The organism is Clostridium sp. E02 (assembly GCF_003833015.1).
In the GTDB taxonomy this organism is placed as follows: domain Bacteria; phylum Bacillota; class Clostridia; order Lachnospirales; family Lachnospiraceae; genus Lacrimispora.
Map to the genome: position 1 here is coordinate 135569 of NZ_RJLQ01000010.1, position 20109 is coordinate 155677.

The following is a 20109-nucleotide window of genomic DNA, read 5'->3' on the forward strand; positions in this document are numbered from 1 at the left end:
TTTGATCAAATATTAAACTGGCAATGAGTCAAAACGAAGTATCTGTTTGATATCTACGCCCATTTGTGAAAAACCAGACCATAAAAACTCTATTTGAATGATTTTGATTTGTATGATATGAAGGGGAAAGGGCATTTTCTCCACCTTATCAAAATCAAGATCCCTAAGTTTTAAAGAAGATCGGTATGCAGCACTACCGTATTCCATAATCTTTGCATTTCCTGTTATTTGCATCCCTCGGAGTTGGTTCATTCCCTGGAATTCATTAAAGATCCCAATGGAACTACTTGAATTCAGGAGTAAATTGGCAAATTTTTCTCCGCCTTCACTATAAATATAGATAAATCCATTTTGATACCGATATTCCACTGGTGTGGAACGAACTCTCATGCCGATTCCCGTTGATAGTACACAAGTGTTATGATTCATTAGAAAATCTTCACATAATGGAAGTAATTTCTTTCGTTCTAAGTTCTGATCCGGCTGATCCTTTATCCTTTTTATTTGAAAGAGTGTGTTTATTGCTTCTTCTTTTTTATAGCAATCTTTAGAAGCGATTCCATTTTGATAAACCACACAATCTCCAAGTATATGACTAACCGAATTTAAGTAAGTTTTAAATAATTTAGTCTCTAAGCAAGTGCACAAAAGTGCCACCTTACTTTGTTTCAGCCATTCCCTATGATTATTTACCCATTGGATTACACTAGGGTCCGGTTGTTCCGTATAGATGGGAAAACAGAGCAAAACAAAGTTAAAATACTGATCAAATCGGGGCAGATTTGTCATTTTCATACAAGTTGCAGGCCCCAATACCATCGCAGCATCCTTGGATACCATCTCAGTAAATCCATACTTTGTTTCATATAAAACCAAAGTGTTTTTCATATTACTCTCCTTCCGCCTATTTCGTTAAAATTCATATGGTACTTTATGATTCTATGCCCAAGTTATACCCTTTAGAATTGAAACGATCAGCCAAAAGGAGTGGATTATTGAAAGAATAATTTCTTTACATCTTCCACTGGCATTTTTTGTCCCGTATACAATTGAAATGCTGCTGCCCCCTGCCAAACTAACATTCCCTGACCACTGATACAGGTGCATCCCGCTTCCTTTGCTTCCTTTAACAGCTTCGTCTCCTTGGGATTATATACCGCATCCACCACCACGAGATCTTTACGGAACATGGAAGGATCTTTTACAACGCTTTCCTGATCCATAGGCTTCATCCCTACGATAGTGGCGTTTGCAAATATATCACTCGAAGCCATCTCTTCTTTCATCTTTTCCATATCAGCAATGTCAAAGACATGAACAATACAGTCAGGTCGTTCCTGTCTGATCTTTTCAGCCGTCAATTGTGTTCGTTCAAAAAATGCATCCTTTATATTAAAGATAGAGATTTCACCGACCCCTTCCAATGCACATTGGACCTGTATGGCTGTTGCAGCACCACCTCCGCCACAAATTGTGATTTTTTTACCAGCGATCTCGACTCCATAATCCCAGAGATTATCTACAAATCCTTGTCCATCTGTAATGTGACCAACAAGCTTTCCATCTTCATTTACAATGGTATTAACAGCACCAATGATACGGGCAGCCGGAGACAATTCGTCCATATAGTTTGCCACTTCATTTTTACATGGCATCGTTACATTGCACCCTCTCATGCGCAATGTTTTCATGGCATCTATGGCCTGTTTCACCTCATCTACCCCTATATCAAAAGCAAGGTATGCATAATCCAATCCCAGCTTCTTGAAACTGTAATTATACATAGCCGGAGATCCCGAATGTCCAACTGGAGATCCGATCAGTCCCATTAAACCTGTCTTTCCTGAAATTCTCATTTCCATCGTTTCATTCTCCTTTGTCCTTTTTGGAATCACTGTATTACGGATAAGATACACTGCTTTTGTTGGCTTGTCAATCATTTATCCCACAAACGGGGCCACTTACTTTCGTTCCCATTCTATTTTTTCCTGGTCGTAAAGCGAATACTTCTTCGAGTAAAGGTCCAATTGCTACAGAAAGAATTTTGCAATTACATAAGCACAAGCGGTTCGTAATTGCAAATTAGTGGTAGCAATTAGTCTCTAACTTAGGGATTTTTACTATACAGTTCTAATAAATTGTGAATTATTTTGACAGGTTACCGTTTCTGTCTATTTCAAATAAAAATAATCAGTCTTATAATTGAACTATTAATAAGACATGTAACTATAAATTAATCTTATAAGGAGATAACATTATGAATATTTATTCAACAATGTATCACCCTCATAAACCTGAGGGAATGGCAAGTAGAAACGCATATATCGTAGGTGGTGGACTTGCTGGTTTGGCAGCAGCAGCTTTTCTAGTGGATGACGCTGGTATGCCTGGTGAAAACATTACGATACTAGAAAAACATAATGATGTCGGTGGCAGTATGGATGGTATGCGAAATGAATTCGGATACCTGTGCCGTGGGGAACGAGAGATGGAGCCGTACATGGAATGTCTTTGGTATCTGTACAGTAAGATCCCGTCACTCGAGAATGAAGGACGGACGGTACTTGATGACATTGTAGATTTCAATCGGGAAGAACCCATCCATTCCGAGTATCGGGTAATTGTAAATCAAGGTGAGATATACAACAGGGTACATGATTATCGTTTTTCTCCAAAAGATATGGCTGACATGCAACGTTTTTTAAGTCTTCCAGAATCTGCATTAGAAGATAAAACAATCTCAGATTTTTTTGATGAATCTTTCTTTATGAGCAGCTGCTGGATAAACTTCCACAGTTGTCTTGCATTTAAAACTTATCACAGTGCATTGGAGTGCCAGCGTTATTTCCAACGTTTCGCTCTTGAAGTTCGTCATGAGTATCTTGAGGGTATCATACATACAAAATATTGTGAGTATGATTCCATGATCCACCCTCTTATGAAATGGCTTACCGATAAGGGTGTAAAAACAAGTTATGGCTGTTGGGTGCATGATCTAGAGATGGACGATGCCTGCAATACAGCAAAATCCATTCATCTAAAACAAGGCGGCAAAGATTCTGTGATTTCCATGGATCAAAAAGACCTTATTTTAGTTACAAACGGTTCTATGACGACCAACAGTGCATTCGGTGATAATAAGACAGTTGCTCCCTTAAACCGTGATACGAAAGATCTTGGAGCCTTTACTCTTTGGCAGAATCTAGCAAAGAAACATGAAAAGTTTGGTCATCCCGAAAAATTTATCGGTCATATTGACAAAACAAAATGGGTCTCTTTCATGCCGACCATTAAAGGTTATCCAGAACTGGTAAGCCGAATTGAAAAGATGAGTGGAAGCAAGGCTGGAACCGGTGGCGCTGTTACCATCTTAGACTCGAACTGGGATATGTCCTTTGAACTCCATCACAATCCGTTCTTCCTTGACCAAAAAGAGGATGAACAAGTGATGTGGGGATACGGTTGTTACGGCGAGAATATTGGTAATTATATCAAAAAACCAATGCATGAATGCACTGGAGATGAGATTATGACAGAACTTTTGTATCATTTGAATATGCTTGATATCAAAGATGAAGTACTTGCTCATTCCTATATTTCGACTTGTATGATGCCTTATATAACCAGTCAGTTTATGCCCCGTAAAGAGACGGATCGTCCAAAGAATGTCCCTGACGGCTGCACGAACATTGGCTTCCTTGGACAGTATGTTGAGATCCCAGAGGATGTGGTGTTTACCGTAGAGATGTCCGTTCGTACCGCTTTAGAAGCCATTTATAAACTAACCGGAATAGAAAAAGATATATTGGAAGTATATCCATCTAAATACGACATCCGATATACGGTTGAGCGTCTGAAAAAATTTGCCGGAAAAACCACTGAAGAAGAACTTACTGAAGATGATATCCCGGCGATTAAATCGCTAAACGAGAAACAGATGAAACATATGGCGGTGAGTATGCTAAATTCTTATCCTCCCTATTATAAAATGTACCTTGGAAGAGACAAAACAGTAGCCCTTAAAAAGTCCGTGCTTCACCCAGAGGCAAAAACAAGTAAATAATAAAGCAAACAGATTAAGTCTGGAGCGGTTGTTCTAAGAAATTAGTGCAACCGCTCCATTTGTATCACTCGCTTTCGATAGATTTTATTTATGATTCATAGTATACTACTACTAAATAAATTGATATTCCGTTTGGAAAGAAAGGAAGAGATATGAACAAAGATACGGTAATAAAAAGCATAAAGATAGCAATTGCCGCCGTACTCTCCATCGCAATTGCCGGGGAACTGGGATTAAAGTATTCCGCAACTGCCGGAATTATCACTGTCTTAAGCATTCAGAATACGAAAAAAGAAACGTTAAACAGTGCCCGCAACCGGACACTGGCTTTTTTATGCGCACTCATTCTATCGGCAACTCTGTTTCATCTTCTTGGCTATACACTTTTTTCATTTGCTTGTTACCTGCTTTTATTTTCCCTCCTTTGTCTCTACGCTGACTGGGGGGAAGCGATTGCCATGGATTCCGTTTTGATTACTCATTTTTTAACAGAACAATCGTTCTCCCTATCCTTAGTCGGCAATGAGATTGCTCTGTTTTTCATTGGAACCACGGTAGGTGTGCTCATCAATATGCATCTTAGGCGAAGAACGAATGCGTTCAAAAAGCTTTCTGACCATGTGGATCAGCAGATTAAACGCATCCTAAACCGAATGTCCCACTGGCTTTTGTTTCAAGACAAGGCCGGGTACGAACCCGACTGTTTTGATTTGCTGCAAACCAGCTTAAAAAAAGCACAAGCTTGTGCTCTGACCAATTATAACAATGCTCTGTTTAAAAAAGACCCGTATGAGGTGGATTATATTCAGATGCGGCAACAACAAAGTGAAGTGCTTTTTGAATTATATGACAATATTAAAAGTATCTCCTGTCTTCCCAGTCAGGCAAAAGAAGTAGCCGCTCTTTTAGAACGAATCCAGATGGACTATCACAGAAATAACACAGTAGAAGATCTTTTAAAAGAACTAGACCGACTGCTTATGGATTTAAAGCAACACGAACTCCCTGCTAACCGGGAAGAATTTGAAGCAAGAGCCATTCTTTTTTATATTTTGAAGCAACTAAAACGACTGCTTATGATCAAACGTGAGTTTATGTTGAGCAACAAAAAATAATCCTACCGGTTATCTACTTTTTCCGGATACAGATCATGGGATTCCAGCCGGGTCCTTGCTACCCCTTCCCACCTGGTCGCCGGCTCTCCGTAATTGCAGTATGGATCTATGGATACCCCTCCCCTAGGAGTGAATTTTCCCCATACTTCGATGTATTTCGGATCCATCAGGTGAATTAGGTCTTCCATTATAATATTAATACAGTCCTCATGGAAATCTCCATGATTTCGAAATCCGAACAAATATAGCTTTAAAGATTTGCTTTCCACCATTTTTACTTTTGGTACATAGGAAATGGTGATCGTTGCAAAATCTGGTTGTCCCGTTATAGGGCAAAGACTGGTAAACTCTGGACAGTTGAATTTAACAAAATAGTCATGATCTGGATGTTTGTTTTCAAACGTTTCCAGTACCCCTCTATTATAATCCGTTGGATAATCCGTCCCCTGATTCCCCAGTAATGTTAGTGTATCTGTTTCTCTTTTTACTCTCTCACTCATTGTTTCTCTCCTTTTTTTAAAGCTGGATCTGGGGTGTTATTTTTTTCAAAGGCCGCCGCACGGTCCAAACACGTTCCACACATTCCGCACGGTGTTTCTTTTCCTTCATAACAGCTCCAAGTCAAGTCATAAGGAACCGAAAGTTCCAACCCCTTTTTCACGACTTCTGCCTTGGTCCAGGAAACAAACGGTGCTTTTAATGTAAGCTGATCTCCACTTCCTATCCTAATTGCCTGACTCATTGCCTCATGAAACCCACTGCTGCAATCTGGATAGGCGTTTCCAGCTGCATCGTCGCTGTGTGCCCCATAATAAATCAAACTGCAGCCTTTTGATAAGGCAATGCTGGCTGCGGAAGAAAGAAAAAGTCCATTGCGAAACGGAACATAGGTTGACACCGGCTTGCCTCCGCATTGATCCAGCTGCTTCGCATAGGCTTCTTTTGGTATGTCCAAAGAAGAATGGGTCAGCAAGGAACAATTGCTGTAAGAAAATATCGGTTCCAGATCCAAATTTATGTGTTCCACCTCATAATAAGCAGCAACCTGCTTGGCTGCCTTTAATTCTTTCGTGTGCTTTTGACCGTATGAAACAGACAGTGTACAGACATTTTTACGTCCAAATTCATCCACAGCCATTCCCAAGCAGGTGGTACTGTCAACGCCACCGCTTAATAATACAAGTGCTTTCATTCTGTTCCTCCTAATTCTTTCTTATCCGATCTGCAACATGAGACTTGGTTCCGATTGAAAACGTCCTCGTAACGTCAACGTCCTGGTTCTCGAAGAAGTGTTTTTCACTCCCCTGCTGCTTACACAACTATGGGTGCCTTCAATTATCACTGCCACATCCTCAGTTTCCGTGACCTCCATAAGGATTTCTGCGATATCAGAACCGATTCGTTCCTGAAGTTGAAGTCTTTTGCATACCATGTCAGCAATTCTTGCGATCTTACTCAAACCGATCCACTTTTTCCTGGGTAAGTAAGCCACCGTAACTTTCATATCATACATCAAAGCCATATGATGCTCACAGAAACTAAATACTTCTATATCTTTTACAATCACCATATCCTTATTGCTGTCTTTCGGAAACAGATCTTCCTCAAACGTTTTATCAAACATAAGAGCGATCTCATGATTGGTATATTTCATACCTTCAAATAATTCTTCATACATTTTAGCAACCCGCTTTGGCGTGTCTTTTAATCCCTCCCGGTCCGGGTTATCCAAAAGGGCTGCTAGGATTCCGCTCACATGTTCTTCAATCGCCCTTGTATCAATTTTCATTTTAATCACCTGCTTTCTTGTCCTATTTCAAACACCTCTGGTATCGGGTTCCCAGATAAACTTATGCAGTTGCAGTTGGAAGTTCACCCCATTCATCCGGTGCCGCTTCATATACTCCACCACCATAGGGAATCCGATCTGACCAAATACCGCACTGATTGAAACGGAACAACGTTGTGTTAAATTATAATAAATTATCATTTCATTTGTCCGGTCTAAATCTTTTAGACTTCCAACCACAAATTTCACCATATCCTTAGAAGTCAGACAACTAAAATTAGTTACCTGCATGGCGGATTCCATACAACTACCAGGAAGTTTATAATCCATGGTAAATGAAGGGGGATTCCTTAAATATAGAAATTCTGACAAATCCACACTCCCATTGGTTTCCACTTCTACTTTTAATTCTACGTCCTTTGTTAGCAACGACAATAATGTTCCAATCTCCGGCTGTATCATAGGTTCCCCTCCGGTCAATGTCACATTTTTGATTCCGGTTTCTTTTATGTAATGATAAATTTCATGATCTGACATGGTTCTACTCTCAAATCGCTCCTGATTGGCCCAAGCCGTATCACAATAGCTACAAGATAAATTACACCCTGCAAAACGGATAAAAACTGCAAGCTGACCTGCTAATTTCCCCTCCCCGTTTAAACTGACAAACGTTTCTGCAATCTTATATTCTGCCATGATTCTCCGCCTCATAACAGGCACAGTTTCCTGGCGTTTCATAGACCTTTGAAGACTTCACGTTGTAGCCTTTTTCTTCCATTTTCTCATAAAAATATTTTGCAAAATGTTCTGCCGTCGGACGAAAATCCACTGTGATTAAGCGAAATCCTTCCTCTACTAATGCTTGTTGCGTTGCTGGCTTTAAAGAATCTGTTTTCATAATCAGTCCATGATCAAAGCAATCTGTTTCTTCTTTTAAGTCCTTTTTTAATTTACTAAAATCAACAACCATACCTTCCATCTGTTGATCCTCACGCAGTCTCTCACTCCCGATCATTAGGACAATCCGCCACCTATGGCCATGAATATTCTTGCACTGGCCATCGTAACCCGCTAAAAAATGAGCAGAATCAAAGCTTTGCTCGGTTTGTAAATAATACATCTCTCTCTGTTCCTTTCGTTTCAAGGAGCCAATCTCATACCATAATATGCAAAATAAAAACAGGCATATCACTATGCCTGTTTTTTTATGCACGAAAGGGAGAGAGAACGTTCATCTGCTCTTCTCTACCTGCTCAAACAATATTAAAATCAGCCCTAGTTTTTTTTATAGACAGGATGGTACCAATAAACTGTCTGTAAACTTGAGTATAACACTGTTTTTTTTATCCGTCAAGTCTCCCTATGCAAATCCAAAATACCTTAAAATCCCCAAATAAATTCCATAAGAAAAACCATAAGGGTTGGTGCGAAGTTTCTCTGCATCCAATGGATTACTTAAATAACCCAGTTCCACAAGATTTGCTGGCATATCCGCATTTCGAAGTACATATAGGGAGGGATTTTCCCTGATTCCGTTATTTTTCGTCCCCATCATATCGGTGATACCACTCATAATTTGTTCTGCCAACCACTGCGCCTGTGTATAGTACTGATAAATATATACTTCTGTGCCATTAATGGCAGGGTTGGGATTAACATTACAATGAATGCTAATGAAATAATCAGCTGGCCAACTATTTGCCATAGCAACTCTTGCCGCAAGACTGGTGGTATTATTGGTTCCAAGTACGGTATCCGGATCCGGACGTGACAATCTGGCATCAAACCTTGGATCGCCATTTAGAAGATTTTCCAGATAAATTCCAACTTGAAAATTAATTTCCGACTCATATAAATCATTGAATACAGCACCTGTGTTATGGTTACCACTGGGGTTATGCCCCTGATCAATATATATTTTAATCGCCATTTCCGCATTTCCTTTCCTACTTCACTATAATAAATATATTCCGTATTCTGGCTTATGCTACCATGAAATGGCTATTTTGTATCAATTTTTAATAAAATGAACCATTTCTCCATGGTTCCCAATCCAGTAGTTCTGTTCTTTGTATTTTGCCTTTAGATAATCTGTAAAATTCTCTGGGTTCTCCTTGTTATTTAAAAACATCTCATAATGTGCTGGTACCACTAGCAAAGGTTTTATCGTTCCTGCCAGATCCACTGCTTCCTGATAGGTCATATTTCCAATTATATTGGATTGATACCGAGTGGCATCTCTTCCATTGATGGGAAGAAACATTACATGTATCGGGACGAATCTTTTTAGTTTTTCATAAAGTCCATCGTAAATGCAGGTATCCCCGGAATGGTACATCCGGCAGCCATTCCCCTCTATTATAAATCCCAGGTAAGGAAATTCTCCGGTAACCGGATCCTGGTCCAAAAATTCATGAGCGGAGGCAATCCCCGTGACTTTTATCCCCTCATTCAGACTTACGGTCAGATTCTCATTTACCCCCTGAAAACGACACTTCTCTATCTTCAGCTCTTCACTTAGGGAGGAAATTAGTTTTGCCGGTACTAGAAAGGTAGCATTTGGTGAACTTTTTGACATCTGATGCCAGGCTTTCCTGTCGATATGATCCAGATGATCGTGTGTTCCCAGTATATAGTCCGCATTTACCACCTCTTCCGGTTTGAGCAAAGGGGGAATTCTTCGTTCTGGGTGTTCTGATAAAAACACATCAAGATACAGGACCTTGGTTCCCAGTTTAATAATAAATCCCATCTGGCCCATCCACCAAAAGGCTGCTTCTGCCTTTTTTAAGTCCGCCCCATCGATCTCATTGATTAAGTCTATGCCTTTTTTTGCAATCTCCATCTATATCACCTTCCACTTTTTTTAAGGTATCATACCACAGTCTTTTTTTTCATTGCAAGCTTTCAGTATTAATAATTCGCTTTCGTTTGACGATACTTAAGATAGAACCTAAAAAAGGAGACTACATATGATCACATACAGTAATTTATATGATAACAACAATATGCAGAAAATAGCAGAAAAAGGCTGCATAAAGGTTTTTGAACATCAAAAGGATTTAAGTGTAAACGCTTCCTCTGCCATTGGGGCGTATTATGCTTCCGAGATGAACGTTCGAAAAAGACAGGTTTTGATTGAACTAGATGGTAACGCGTTTACCATTCAGGCAGGTGCCATGCAATGGATTTCCGGACATGTTTCCATGACTTCTGGAATTAAGGGCGTCGGGGATTTTCTTGGTAAGGCCCTGGCATCTAAAGTTACAAAAGAAGCAACAGCGAAACCAGAATACAAAGGAAATGGTCTTGTTATGCTAGAACCTACCTATAAACATATCCTGTTAGAAGATATCTCCCAGTGGGGAAGTATGGTCCTAGAAGACGGACTATTTCTCGCCTGTGATTCCTCCATCAAACAGAACATAGTAGCAAGAACCACATTTTCTTCTGCTGCAGCCGGAAGAGAAGGGCTTTTTAATCTTTGTCTAACTGGAGATGGTATCGCTGTTTTAGAAAGTCCTGTCCCCAGAGAAGAACTAATTGAATTTGATTTAAGAGATGATGAGATAAAAATTGACGGCAACATGGCAATTGCATGGTCAAACTCACTGAAATTTACGGTGGAACGATCTTCTAAGTCCCTGATTGGTTCTGCCGTATCGGGAGAGGGGCTTGTGAATGTATATAGAGGCTCCGGAAAAGTGTTAATGGCACCAGTCGGTTAAAAATCTCTAACTTTACGCCCCGTCTGTCCGTTTGTGGCAGACGGGGTTTATTTCTGAATTTTTTCTTATATCTCCACGAAATTAATCCTCATGATTTCTTAACAATTCTTAAATCAACTTATTTTTATTGTTATTCTGTCAATAAGTGCTATAATTTTTCATGTTTCCAGTATCGTGCAAGGAGGGATTTGATTCATGAATTTTACCCAGCAGATTTTAGTTGTCGACGACGATGCCGACATTCGTGAAGTGCTTCGCATTCACTTGGAGAATAAAGGATATCTAGTTACAGAATCCACAAATGGCGAGGAAGCCATATCTGCTGTTGCAAACAATCCGGAGATTGATCTTATTATTCTGGATATTATGATGCCTGGTCTCTCAGGTATTGATGCCTGCAAAAAAATCAGATCGCTCTCTTCTGCTCCCGTACTATTTTTAACAGCAAAATCCAAGGAAAGTGATAAAAAGTCGGCTTATGAAAACGGAGGGGATGATTATCTGGTCAAACCTTTTTCCCAAGCGGAACTATTGATGAAGGTTCATTCTCTGTTAAGAAGATATGTTATATACAAAGGAAAGTCAGAATCTGCAATCAACGTATCAGAAGTTCACATTCAAGATCTTGTCATTGACACAACTGGTCATTGTGCCTACCGGGAAAACCAGAAAATTGAACTTACGGATACTGAATTTATGATTCTTATGTATCTTGTGAATCACAAAGGCACTCCAAAAGATGCTCAGTCCATATACGAAGGGGTCTGGGAAGATCAATACCTTCCATCCTCCACCAATACCATTATGGTGCATATTTTAAAGCTGAGAAAAAAACTGGAACTAGATTCCAATGATCCCACCATTATCCGTACTGTTTGGGGAAAGGGATATCAAATTGATGAAATATAAACGACTTTCTTCCCTGCATTATAAACAGATTGTGGTTCTTATTTTGGGGGCTGTTATCAGCCTTTTCATGTTCTTTATTTCACAATCTCTTGGTGATTATGTGATTTCCAAGAGGCATAAGAGTCAGGATTCTGCAGTCAACCGCTTAACGAAATACCAAGACTCCTTTGAACAATACATTCATGACAATCATCTGTCAGTGAAAAATATACGTGCCATCTCCAAGTGGGTGAAATCTCACAAATATGTGTACGTGACCATCTATAGCGGTGAAGAAATCATCTATGAATCCGGTTTCTGGAACGATTCCTATTCTTCCTATGAAACAACCGGATCCATTATGGAAAGTACTCCCCAAACGGAGAGAAATATTGATTTTACAGATGGTACCTACTCTGTATCTATCCTTGATTCATCAGAAATCAAATGGTACAATGTTGTGTTTTATATTTCATGGGGATTTTTCTTTTTTTTCCTGTTTATGATTCAGATCCTATATAATCGAAGAATCATTGATCGGATTGTTTCCTTATCAAGAGAAGTCTCACTCATTGAGCAAGGGGATTTAGAGCAACCAATTCATCATAAAGGGAACGATGAAATTTCCCTGCTTGCAAAAAATGCAGATAATATGCGGCATTCCATACTAACCCGATATGTCAGCGAAAAAGAAGCATGGGATTCCAATCGTGAACTCATTACCTCTATGTCCCATGACATCCGAACTCCCCTGACATCTTTAATCGGTTATCTGGAAATCCTTGATACCAAAGGCTATCACTCGGATGCACAATTTCATAAATATATTCGTAGCTGCTGGAATAAAGCACTCCAGCTAAAAAACCTTTCCGATCAACTGTTTCAATATTTTCTTGTCTTTGGAAAGGATACAATTTTAATGGAGCTGGAGCTGTTCGATGCTAAAATCCTGCTCCCACAGCTCCTAAGCGAACAAATATATGACAGCAACACGCAGAAATATGAATTGAGAACGGAGTTTTCAGATGTACCCTGTATCATTCGGGTGGATGTGTCCTATTTAAAGCGGTTATTTGATAATCTGTTTTCCAATGTCCAAAAGTATGCAGATCCCGATGATCCAGTTGAGATTCTCGTAAGAAGAGAAAAGGATAATTTAAAGATCTTTATTACTAATTCCATCCGAACGGACGGTATGTTTAAAGAAAGTACAAATATTGGTTTAAAAACCTGTAAAAAAATCGTAGAGCAAATGATGGGAACGTTTGAAATCTCTAAAATCAAAAACAAGTTTCATGTATGTACAACCGTTCCCATTGAATCAACAAAGGAGTAAACGCAATGAACAATGTATTGGAATATTTAGAACAATCAAAGAACCGATATCCACATAAAATAGCGTTTGATGATCTTACGAATCGTTGCACGTATGAAGAACTTTACGATAATTCCAAAAGAATAGGCAGTTTTCTTTCTCAATATACACACCCATGCCGACCAGTTGCCGTCTATATGGATAAAAGTGTAGAAGCCTTAACTGCTTTTTTGGGAATCGTATCTGCTGGATGTTTTTATACCTTGATCTCAATCGAACAGCCTATTTTTCGAATCCAGCAGATTTTAGATGTACTAAATCCGGAATGTATCATAACCCGAAAGGGGTTAGAAACCACATTTGCTGAACTATCTTACAACGGGAAACTCTTTGACTATGAAACAACGGTACAGTTTGATCGACTCGATGAACCGTTGCAAAAAATTCGAGATTTATCCCAGGATATCCACCCCTTATACTGCAACTTTACTTCTGGTTCAACTGGAGTTCCAAAGGGCGTATTGGTCAGTCACCGGTCTGTCATTGATTTCATGGAATATTTTCCAGATATGTTCCAGATCACAGAAAAAGACCGGATTGGAAACCAGGCCCCCTTTGACTTTGATGTTTCGGTAAAAGACATTTATTCCACCCTTAAAACAGGGGCTTCCATGATTATTCTACCGAAGAAATTTTTCTCTATACCCGCCCGTCTTTTGGACTGTTTGTGCGATTTTCAGGTGACTACCTTAATTTGGGCCGTTTCTGCCCTTTGTATGGTCAGCCAGTTAAAAGGGTTTACCTACAAAGTACCAAATAGTGTAAATAAAGTGTTATTTAGTGGAGAAGCGATGCCTACCTCCCAACTGCGTATCTGGCAGGACCATCTTCCGGAGGCTTCCTTCGTAAATCTATACGGTCCCACCGAGATTACATGTAACTGTACTTACTATGCCATCTTAAGAAAATTTGAACCGGATGAAATGATTCCTATCGGCAAGGCATTTCCGAACGAACATGTATTTCTTCTGAACAAAGAAAACAAAGAAGTGACAAAAGAAGAGGAAATTGGGGAAATCTGCGTATCTGGGACAGCTCTTGCACTGGGATATTATCATGCCCCCGAACAAACCAGCCGTTCCTTTGTACAAAATCCTCTCAATCCCAATTATATAGAACTTATATACCGGACGGGCGATCTTGCTTATTATAATCACGATGGGGATCTATGTTTTTCAGGACGCAAAGATTTTCAGATCAAACACATGGGACACCGGATCGAACTAGAGGAAATTGAACGGATTTTAAACAGCTATCCTGAGGTGGAACGCGCCTGCTGTGTCTTTCATCCAGTGAATAAACGGATTGCTGCTTTTTATAGCGGAAGCTTAGAGGGAAAAGAAATTTTAAAGCGAATGCGTAACCATCTTCCTTCCTATATGATTCCTAACGTATGCTTTCCGCTTGCTCAATTACCAGTTACCCCCAATGGGAAAATGGATCGAAAAAAATTATTGGAGATGTTCTCATGAATGAAACAAACAACAAATCAATCCTTGAGGAATCAATACGCAAGTATGAAACCCCTTTTTATCTTTTTGATACGGATCGTCTAACAAAAAAGATCCAAACCATAAAATCAATCCTGGGACCAGAACCTGAGATCTGCTACGCAATGAAAGCCAATCCATTTCTAATTAAAAGTCTGGAAGACAGCGTGAATTATTTTGAAGTCTGCTCCCCAGGTGAGTTTAACATCTGTGAACGATCTGGAATTAACATGAATCAAGTCGTCCTCTCTGGTGTATATAAAAAACCGGAAGATTTGGAATACGCCATAACTACGTATGAAAACAGAATCATCTATACCGTTGAATCTCTCGCTCACTGGCAGTCTCTTTCTGCTTATACAAAGAAACACAAAATCTCAATACGGGTTCTTTTGCGTTTGACATCCGGGAACCAGTTTGGCATGGATGAGAGTCTCATCCGGAAGCTTATATTCGAAAATCCTTACGATTATATCACCATAGAAGGCATTCAATATTTCTCTGGTACTCAAAAAAAATCTGCGAAAAAACTGGAACAAGAGCTAATCATGCTCAATCAGTTCTGTGAAGATTTAAAACAAGATTATGGGTTTACTGTCCAGAGATTAGAATATGGACCAGGGCTTTTTGTAAATTATTTTAAAGAAGATTCCATAGAAGAAAACGACATGCTTAAAGCTCTTTCTCTGGCACTAAAACATCTTACCTTCGGTGGCAGAGTCACATTGGAAATGGGCCGTTTTCTGGTGGCTTGCTGCGGTTATTATGTAACCACTGTGGTGGATACAAAGATGAATAAAAACCAGAATTACTGCATTGTAGATGGCGGAATCCACCATTTGAATTATTATGGTCAGATGCTTGCTATGAAAAAGCCGCCAATTGTCCACCCGGAAGAGGAAATAGGCAATAAAAAAGAATGGACGGTATGCGGGTCTCTCTGTACTGCAAGTGATGTTTTAATCCGTCAGTACCCATTTTACGGTTTGAAATCAGGGGATCACTTGATATTCGAAAAAACAGGTGCCTATTCTGTCACGGAAGGAATTTCTTTATTTTTAAGTCGTCAGCTTCCTCAGATAACCCTCTATTCTTCTGCATCTGGTTTTACCATTGCCAGACCCATTACAGATACCGATCCAATCAATTATTTTAACCCATAAAGGAGAAAAACAAGATGAAACAATTATTAGAAATTTTAAATGAGATTAACCCAGGAATTGATTATGAAACGGAGACAGGTTTGATTGATGAGAGTCTTCTTGATTCTTTTTCTCTTCTCTCTCTGATCCCAGAACTAGAAGATGCATTTCAGGTAGAAATCACCCCAGCGGAAATGATTCCTGCCAACTTTAATTCTGCCACCGCCATCTGGAATATGATCGTAAGTCTGAAAGAGGATTAATTATGACGTACCAATCTATCCTGTATCTTTTTCTCTTTCTTCCTGCCGTTATGTTAATTTATCAGGTGACCCCTGAGCGGCACCGGTACAAGATCCTATTAACTGCGAGTTACTTATTTTTTCTCTCTGTTAGTGGGAAGCTGGTTTTGTTTCTTCTTGTTTCTACTTTATCCAACCATCATACAGGATTATGGATGGACTCCCTGAAACAAATGCCGGATGGAATTGATCATCAAACGAAGAAAGAGACACAAAAGGCCCTCCAGAGTATCCGTCGTAGAATCTTATGGTTTGGAATCGCCATTCAGCTTACTATGCTGATTGCATTAAAATATTCTGGATTTTTTAGCGATAACCTAAATGTCCTATTAAAGGCAGTTTCCTTCCCATACCTTTTGCCTACCTTAAAATTTGCATTGCCCATTGGAATCTCTTTTTATACCTTACAAGCGATTTCCTATCTGATTGATGTCTATTATGGAAAGATCAAAGCGGATGGGCATTTGGGCAGGCTTGCACTTTATCTAACTTTTTTCCCAACCATTATGGAAGGTCCCATCTGCCGGTATTCGCAGACAGCTTATGCACTTACAGAAGGGAAACCATTAACCTATAGACAGACCACGTATGGAGCCCAGCGGATCATTTGGGGATTATTTAAAAAGCTAGTGATCGCTGACCGTCTAAACTTGTTGGTTGAGACCATCTTTGGCTCCCCAAACCAATATGGAGGAATTGTTGTCATTGCTGGCGCTGTCCTTTATACCTTTCAGCTTTATGCTGATTTTTCTGGCTGTATCGACATCACCATTGGTACTGGTGAAATCTTTGGGATTGCTATCCCAGAAAATTTTCGCCAGCCATTTTTCTCTAAAACACCTTCCGAATTCTGGCGCCGATGGCATATAACTTTAGGGACTTGGCTGAAAGATTATATCTTCTATCCCATCTCATTAACGAAAATGGGAAAAAAACTGGGAAAATACACCCGAGCAAAGTTTAAAAAGCATACAGGACAGGTGCTTGCTTCTACCCCTGCATTATTCGGAGTTTGGATCTGCAATGGGTTCTGGCACGGGAGCGGATGGAACTACTTATTTTACGGTATGTATTATTTTGTTCTTATCCTTATAGATAATTTTATGGAGCCAACCGCAGAGAAATTAAGAAACAAATGGAAGATTCAAAAAAACCATCCTGTCTATCTGGGATTCCAATCAGTCAAACTTCTTCTCATTGTATTTACCGGGGAGCTGTTTTTCCGTGCCAATACGTTAACAGATGGATTTCACATGTTTCTTTCTATCTTTAACCGGTTTCAATTAAGTGCTTTTACGGATGGCTCCCTTATGAAACTGGGGCTCTCCATACAGGACTATGGAGCCGTATTACTTGGTTTACTTGCAGTCCTTGTGGTTGATTTGATTCACGAGCGAGGTGGTTCCATACGAGATTCCATCTCCAAGTTAAACCTCCCGATTCGATGGAGTCTTCTATACGCCTCCCTCTTTCTTGTTATTATTTTGGGAGCTTATGGGAATGGTTATTTACCGGCAAAACTTATCTATGCCGGATTTTGAGAGGAAATGGTATGAAAATTACAAACAAATGGAAAGCTGTGCTGTTTCTGGGAGGATTTTTTTTGCTTTTATATATCCTATCTTTACTCTTTATTCCAGTTAACAGTATGGCAGATGGACTCTATAAGAAAGCCAATAGTATACGAACAGAGCCAGACCGCACCATAGACTGCGTGTTTCTTGGCGACAGCTTAAGCAGCACCAGTATCTCCCCTATGGAGCTTTATCAGACATACGGCATTGCCAGTTATAACTGTGGGGTTCCTGCTCAAAAGCTACAGGATACTTATTATTTGCTGACACAGGTTTTAACAAAACAATCACCCACCGTTGTGGTTTTAGAAACCAATGCATTCTTTCGTGACTTTGCACCCATTCAAACATTGGATCATGCCATTGACGAAAAAGCAAAAAAATTATTTCCTCTCTACAAGTATCATAACAACTGGAAATATTTCCACACGTATCTATTGGAAAAACGAAGCCAGAAAAAAAGCCACGTAACCACTGGTACATTTAAGGGCTTCACCTACAACACGACCAGCAAACCCTATCGGAATGGTTCTTATGTAGTAAAAACCGACCAAGTCGTACCTATCCCGGATCAGCCCATGTATTATCTAAATAAAATCACAAGCTTATGCAAGAATAAGGGTATTACATTGATCTTATACAGTGCACCCTCTCCCAAATGCTGGGCTTATGCCAAACACAATTCAATTAAAGAATATGCCGAATCCAATCATCTGCCCTATATCGATGATAATTTATCCTTGAAAGAAATCGGCATTGACTGGACAACGGATTCCAGAGACGAAGGCGACCATTTAAACTTTTATGGAGCTAAAAAAGTAACGAATTTCTTAGGCAGCTATCTAAAAGAACACACAACGTTACCCGACCGGCGTGAGGATGCACAATATCATAACTGGAATGTAGAATTAGACCACTATAGGTCAATTACAAAAAAGTAAACAATGTTTATTTTTGTTTATAATAGGACAAAAAATCTTCCAGTTTTTCACATGCCATCTTTAACTGATTCTTTTCCGGTAAGTATACCAAGCGGAAATGATCTGGCTCTTCCCAGTGAAATCCGCCGCCATGGGTCAGCAATATTTTTTTATCTCTTAAAAAATCCAAAACAAATTTTTCGTCATTCTCAATGCCGAACCGTTTGATGTCCAACTTCGGGAACATGTAGAATGCAGCTTTTGGTTTCACCACAGAAATTCCAGGAATCTGACACAGCGCCTCATAGATATATTCCCGCTGTTCGTAGATTCTTCCCCCTTTACAGATTAGTTTTTCTGTCTCCTCTTCCATCTGGAGTGCACTTCCTATCACTGACTGAGCTGGAACATTGGAACAAAGTCTCATGGATGACAAGAGATTAATCCCTTCCACATATCCCTTTGCAAAAGACTTGTCACCACAAAGTGCCATCCACCCACATCGGTAACCTGCAATTAAATGGGATTTTGACAATCCATTAAAAGTGATAGTAAAAAGATCGGGGGCAAGAGCGGCTATGGAAACATGTTTCAGTCCATCTAAGACCAGCCTGTCGTAAATTTCATCTGCAAAGATAATTAGTTTGTTCTCTCGGCAAATGGTTACAATCTCCTCTAGCAACTCTTGTGAGTATAAGGCACCTGTGGGATTGTTGGGATTAATGATAACAATTCCTTTGGTTCGTTCTGTTATTTTACTTTTTATATCGTTTAAATCCGGATACCAATCAGACTTCTCATCACATCTGTAATGAACGGCAGTTCCTCCCGCCAACGTCACAGAAGCGGTCCATAAAGGATAATCAGGAGATGGCACTAAAATCTCATCTCCATAATCTAGTAACCCCTGCATGGACAATGTGATCAGCTCACTCACTCCATTTCCAGTATACACGTCATCTGCGGTTACTTTTTCTATCCCTTTTTTTCTACAATAGGTCACGATCGCTTCTCTTGCAGATAAAAGCCCTTTGGAGTCAGAATAGCCCTCGGTATGGTATAAATTTTCATTTATCTGATCAAGTAGTGCCTGAGGAGCTCTAAATCCAAACGGAGCAGGATTGCCAATATTAAGTTTTAAAATATCAGTCCCCTGTTTAATCATCTGATTGGCTTCATCCATGACTGGTCCTCTGATATCGTAACATACATAATCCAGTTTCTTTGACTTTTCAAATTTTCTCATCATATTCTTTCTCCTTTTTTTCATATAAAAAAGCCCTAAGCGTTAAAACGCTTAGGGCGGATATACAATCCGTGTTACCACCTAAATTCAGAGAATCCTCTGCACTCATACGATACAAACATACCGTCTCCCGTTAACGAGGGATTTACGTTGAAGCCTACTAGGACATCCGTTCGGTTCAAAGCTCCGAGACTGCTTCCCTATACATAAATAAAGATTCACACCAACCATCTTCTCTCTGAAATTATCTGTATAAGTACTACTTCTCTTCATCGCCTTTTCACTATTTACGAAATCATATCATAAGTAACTGAAAATGTCAACAATCAATCTCTAATTTAAACCAATTGTATGATTCATTTATGATAATGTCCTAGTGTATCACAAATGATTATGTCCCAATTAGTAGTTCATATATTATAATAGAACCTCATGACTTAGAAATGAGGTGGACACAATCAGAAAGGTATTACTAAC

At 39.5% G+C, this 20109-nt stretch carries 20 protein-coding genes and 1 other annotated feature; of the genes, 10 read left to right on the plus strand and 10 right to left on the minus strand.

Annotated elements, in window-relative coordinates; translation table 11 throughout:
• Window positions 1-12: 12 nt before the first annotated feature.
• Both EFT72_RS09440 and aroE read right to left on the minus strand, forming a co-directional pair.
• On the minus strand, window positions 13-888 hold the full coding sequence (locus EFT72_RS09440) for a pyridoxamine 5'-phosphate oxidase family protein (protein WP_124066670.1): 876 nt from the start codon (window positions 886-888) through the stop codon (window positions 13-15).
• A gap of 104 nt (window positions 889-992) precedes the next feature.
• Window positions 993-1862: a shikimate dehydrogenase gene (gene aroE / locus EFT72_RS09445; RefSeq protein ID WP_124066671.1), complete on the minus strand. Its 870-nt coding sequence runs from the start codon at window positions 1860-1862 to the stop codon at window positions 993-995.
• Window positions 1863-2257: 395 nt separating this feature from the next.
• Here aroE and EFT72_RS09450 point away from each other — a divergent pair, with 395 nt between their 5' ends.
• Together EFT72_RS09450 and EFT72_RS09455 are read left to right on the plus strand one after the other, a co-directional pair.
• The gene (locus EFT72_RS09450) at window positions 2258-4063 is read left to right on the plus strand and encodes an oleate hydratase (RefSeq protein ID WP_124066672.1); all 1806 of its coding nucleotides are present in this window, start codon (window positions 2258-2260) and stop codon (window positions 4061-4063) included.
• Window positions 4064-4215: 152 nt separating this feature from the next.
• Window positions 4216-5178, plus strand: coding sequence for an aromatic acid exporter family protein (locus tag EFT72_RS09455; RefSeq protein WP_124066673.1), 963 nt, complete (start codon window positions 4216-4218; stop codon window positions 5176-5178).
• 2 nt (window positions 5179-5180) lie between these two features.
• Here EFT72_RS09455 and queF read toward each other — a convergent pair whose 3' ends face one another.
• The 7 genes from queF to EFT72_RS09490 all read right to left on the minus strand — a co-directional run bounded on the left by queF (window position 5181) and on the right by EFT72_RS09490 (window position 9812).
• On the minus strand, window positions 5181-5678 hold the full coding sequence (gene queF / locus EFT72_RS09460; protein WP_124066674.1) for a preQ(1) synthase: 498 nt from the start codon (window positions 5676-5678) through the stop codon (window positions 5181-5183).
• Complete coding sequence (queC, locus tag EFT72_RS09465; RefSeq protein ID WP_124066675.1) at window positions 5675-6370, minus strand: 7-cyano-7-deazaguanine synthase QueC; 696 nt, start codon at window positions 6368-6370, stop codon at window positions 5675-5677. Before queC ends, queF begins: the two co-directional genes overlap by 4 nt.
• A 21-nt stretch (window positions 6371-6391) precedes the next feature.
• Window positions 6392-6967 (minus strand): GTP cyclohydrolase I FolE, encoded by a 576-nt coding sequence (gene folE, locus EFT72_RS09470; protein WP_124066676.1) that lies wholly within the window; start codon window positions 6965-6967, stop codon window positions 6392-6394.
• Window positions 6968-6994: 27 nt separating this feature from the next.
• Window positions 6995-7663 (minus strand): putative 7-carboxy-7-deazaguanine synthase QueE, encoded by a 669-nt coding sequence (gene queE, locus EFT72_RS09475; RefSeq protein WP_124066677.1) that lies wholly within the window; start codon window positions 7661-7663, stop codon window positions 6995-6997.
• Window positions 7650-8087, minus strand: coding sequence for a 6-carboxytetrahydropterin synthase (locus tag EFT72_RS09480; RefSeq protein WP_124066694.1), 438 nt, complete (start codon window positions 8085-8087; stop codon window positions 7650-7652). Before EFT72_RS09480 ends, queE begins: the two co-directional genes overlap by 14 nt.
• Window positions 8088-8327: 240 nt before the next feature.
• Entirely contained in the window at window positions 8328-8897 is a 570-nt protein-coding gene (locus EFT72_RS09485) for an N-acetylmuramoyl-L-alanine amidase (RefSeq protein ID WP_124066678.1), read from the minus strand.
• An 81-nt stretch (window positions 8898-8978) separates the two neighbouring features.
• Window positions 8979-9812, minus strand: a complete 834-nt coding sequence (locus EFT72_RS09490) for an MBL fold metallo-hydrolase (protein ID WP_124066679.1) — start codon at window positions 9810-9812, stop codon at window positions 8979-8981.
• Between the two features lie 127 nt (window positions 9813-9939).
• Between EFT72_RS09490 and EFT72_RS09495 the strand changes: the two genes are divergently transcribed.
• The 8 genes from EFT72_RS09495 (at window position 9940) to EFT72_RS09530 (ending at window position 18407) form a co-directional block, all read left to right on the plus strand.
• Complete coding sequence (locus EFT72_RS09495; RefSeq protein ID WP_124066680.1) at window positions 9940-10695, plus strand: AIM24 family protein; 756 nt, start codon at window positions 9940-9942, stop codon at window positions 10693-10695.
• Between the two features lie 195 nt (window positions 10696-10890).
• Window positions 10891-11604 (plus strand): response regulator transcription factor, encoded by a 714-nt coding sequence (locus tag EFT72_RS09500; protein WP_124066681.1) that lies wholly within the window; start codon window positions 10891-10893, stop codon window positions 11602-11604.
• Window positions 11594-12919 carry a HAMP domain-containing sensor histidine kinase gene (locus EFT72_RS09505; protein WP_164473125.1) on the plus strand — a complete coding sequence of 442 codons (1326 nt, stop codon included), beginning with the start codon at window positions 11594-11596 and terminating at the stop codon, window positions 12917-12919. The genes EFT72_RS09500 and EFT72_RS09505 overlap by 11 nt, the downstream gene beginning before the upstream one ends.
• A 5-nt stretch (window positions 12920-12924) precedes the next feature.
• The gene (locus EFT72_RS09510; RefSeq protein ID WP_124066683.1) at window positions 12925-14430 is read left to right on the plus strand and encodes an amino acid adenylation domain-containing protein; all 1506 of its coding nucleotides are present in this window, start codon (window positions 12925-12927) and stop codon (window positions 14428-14430) included.
• On the plus strand, window positions 14427-15611 hold the full coding sequence (locus EFT72_RS09515; protein WP_124066684.1) for an alanine racemase: 1185 nt from the start codon (window positions 14427-14429) through the stop codon (window positions 15609-15611). Before EFT72_RS09510 ends, EFT72_RS09515 begins: the two co-directional genes overlap by 4 nt.
• 14 nt (window positions 15612-15625) lie before the next feature.
• Window positions 15626-15853 (plus strand): acyl carrier protein, encoded by a 228-nt coding sequence (locus EFT72_RS09520; protein WP_124066685.1) that lies wholly within the window; start codon window positions 15626-15628, stop codon window positions 15851-15853.
• A 2-nt stretch (window positions 15854-15855) separates the two neighbouring features.
• Window positions 15856-17433: an MBOAT family O-acyltransferase gene (locus EFT72_RS09525; protein ID WP_124066686.1), complete on the plus strand. Its 1578-nt coding sequence runs from the start codon at window positions 15856-15858 to the stop codon at window positions 17431-17433.
• 11 nt (window positions 17434-17444) lie between these two features.
• Window positions 17445-18407: a hypothetical protein gene (locus tag EFT72_RS09530; protein ID WP_124066687.1), complete on the plus strand. Its 963-nt coding sequence runs from the start codon at window positions 17445-17447 to the stop codon at window positions 18405-18407.
• A 7-nt stretch (window positions 18408-18414) separates the two neighbouring features.
• Here the strand turns inward: EFT72_RS09530 and EFT72_RS09535 are convergent, their stop codons facing one another.
• A complete protein-coding gene (locus EFT72_RS09535) occupies window positions 18415-19632 on the minus strand; it encodes a pyridoxal phosphate-dependent aminotransferase (RefSeq protein ID WP_124066695.1) in 1218 nt (405 codons plus the stop codon).
• 49 nt (window positions 19633-19681) lie between these two features.
• Window positions 19682-19914, minus strand: a binding site (T-box leader).
• Window positions 19915-20109: the final 195 nt, after the last annotated feature.

Excerpts from the sequence above, each read along its gene's own strand:
- EFT72_RS09510 (WP_124066683.1), top strand. The coding sequence starts at position 12,925 with ATGAACAATGTATTGGAATATTTAGAACAATCAAAGAACCGATATCCA.
- EFT72_RS09535 (WP_124066695.1), bottom strand. The coding sequence starts at position 19,632 with ATGAGAAAATTTGAAAAGTCAAAGAAACTGGATTATGTATGTTACGAT.
- EFT72_RS09450 (WP_124066672.1), top strand. The coding sequence starts at position 2,258 with ATGAATATTTATTCAACAATGTATCACCCTCATAAACCTGAGGGAATG.
- folE (WP_124066676.1), bottom strand. The coding sequence starts at position 6,967 with ATGAAAATTGATACAAGGGCGATTGAAGAACATGTGAGCGGAATCCTA.
- aroE (WP_124066671.1), bottom strand. The coding sequence starts at position 1,862 with ATGGAAATGAGAATTTCAGGAAAGACAGGTTTAATGGGACTGATCGGA.
- EFT72_RS09515 (WP_124066684.1), top strand. The coding sequence starts at position 14,427 with ATGAATGAAACAAACAACAAATCAATCCTTGAGGAATCAATACGCAAG.
- EFT72_RS09500 (WP_124066681.1), top strand. The coding sequence starts at position 10,891 with ATGAATTTTACCCAGCAGATTTTAGTTGTCGACGACGATGCCGACATT.
- queE (WP_124066677.1), bottom strand. The coding sequence starts at position 7,663 with ATGGCAGAATATAAGATTGCAGAAACGTTTGTCAGTTTAAACGGGGAG.
- EFT72_RS09485 (WP_124066678.1), bottom strand. The coding sequence starts at position 8,897 with ATGGCGATTAAAATATATATTGATCAGGGGCATAACCCCAGTGGTAAC.
- EFT72_RS09505 (WP_164473125.1), top strand. The coding sequence starts at position 11,594 with ATGAAATATAAACGACTTTCTTCCCTGCATTATAAACAGATTGTGGTT.
- queC (WP_124066675.1), bottom strand. The coding sequence starts at position 6,370 with ATGAAAGCACTTGTATTATTAAGCGGTGGCGTTGACAGTACCACCTGC.
- queF (WP_124066674.1), bottom strand. The coding sequence starts at position 5,678 with ATGAGTGAGAGAGTAAAAAGAGAAACAGATACACTAACATTACTGGGG.
- EFT72_RS09455 (WP_124066673.1), top strand. The coding sequence starts at position 4,216 with ATGAACAAAGATACGGTAATAAAAAGCATAAAGATAGCAATTGCCGCC.
- EFT72_RS09525 (WP_124066686.1), top strand. The coding sequence starts at position 15,856 with ATGACGTACCAATCTATCCTGTATCTTTTTCTCTTTCTTCCTGCCGTT.
- EFT72_RS09495 (WP_124066680.1), top strand. The coding sequence starts at position 9,940 with ATGATCACATACAGTAATTTATATGATAACAACAATATGCAGAAAATA.
- EFT72_RS09480 (WP_124066694.1), bottom strand. The coding sequence starts at position 8,087 with ATGTATTATTTACAAACCGAGCAAAGCTTTGATTCTGCTCATTTTTTA.
- EFT72_RS09530 (WP_124066687.1), top strand. The coding sequence starts at position 17,445 with ATGAAAATTACAAACAAATGGAAAGCTGTGCTGTTTCTGGGAGGATTT.
- EFT72_RS09520 (WP_124066685.1), top strand. The coding sequence starts at position 15,626 with ATGAAACAATTATTAGAAATTTTAAATGAGATTAACCCAGGAATTGAT.
- EFT72_RS09490 (WP_124066679.1), bottom strand. The coding sequence starts at position 9,812 with ATGGAGATTGCAAAAAAAGGCATAGACTTAATCAATGAGATCGATGGG.
- EFT72_RS09440 (WP_124066670.1), bottom strand. The coding sequence starts at position 888 with ATGAAAAACACTTTGGTTTTATATGAAACAAAGTATGGATTTACTGAG.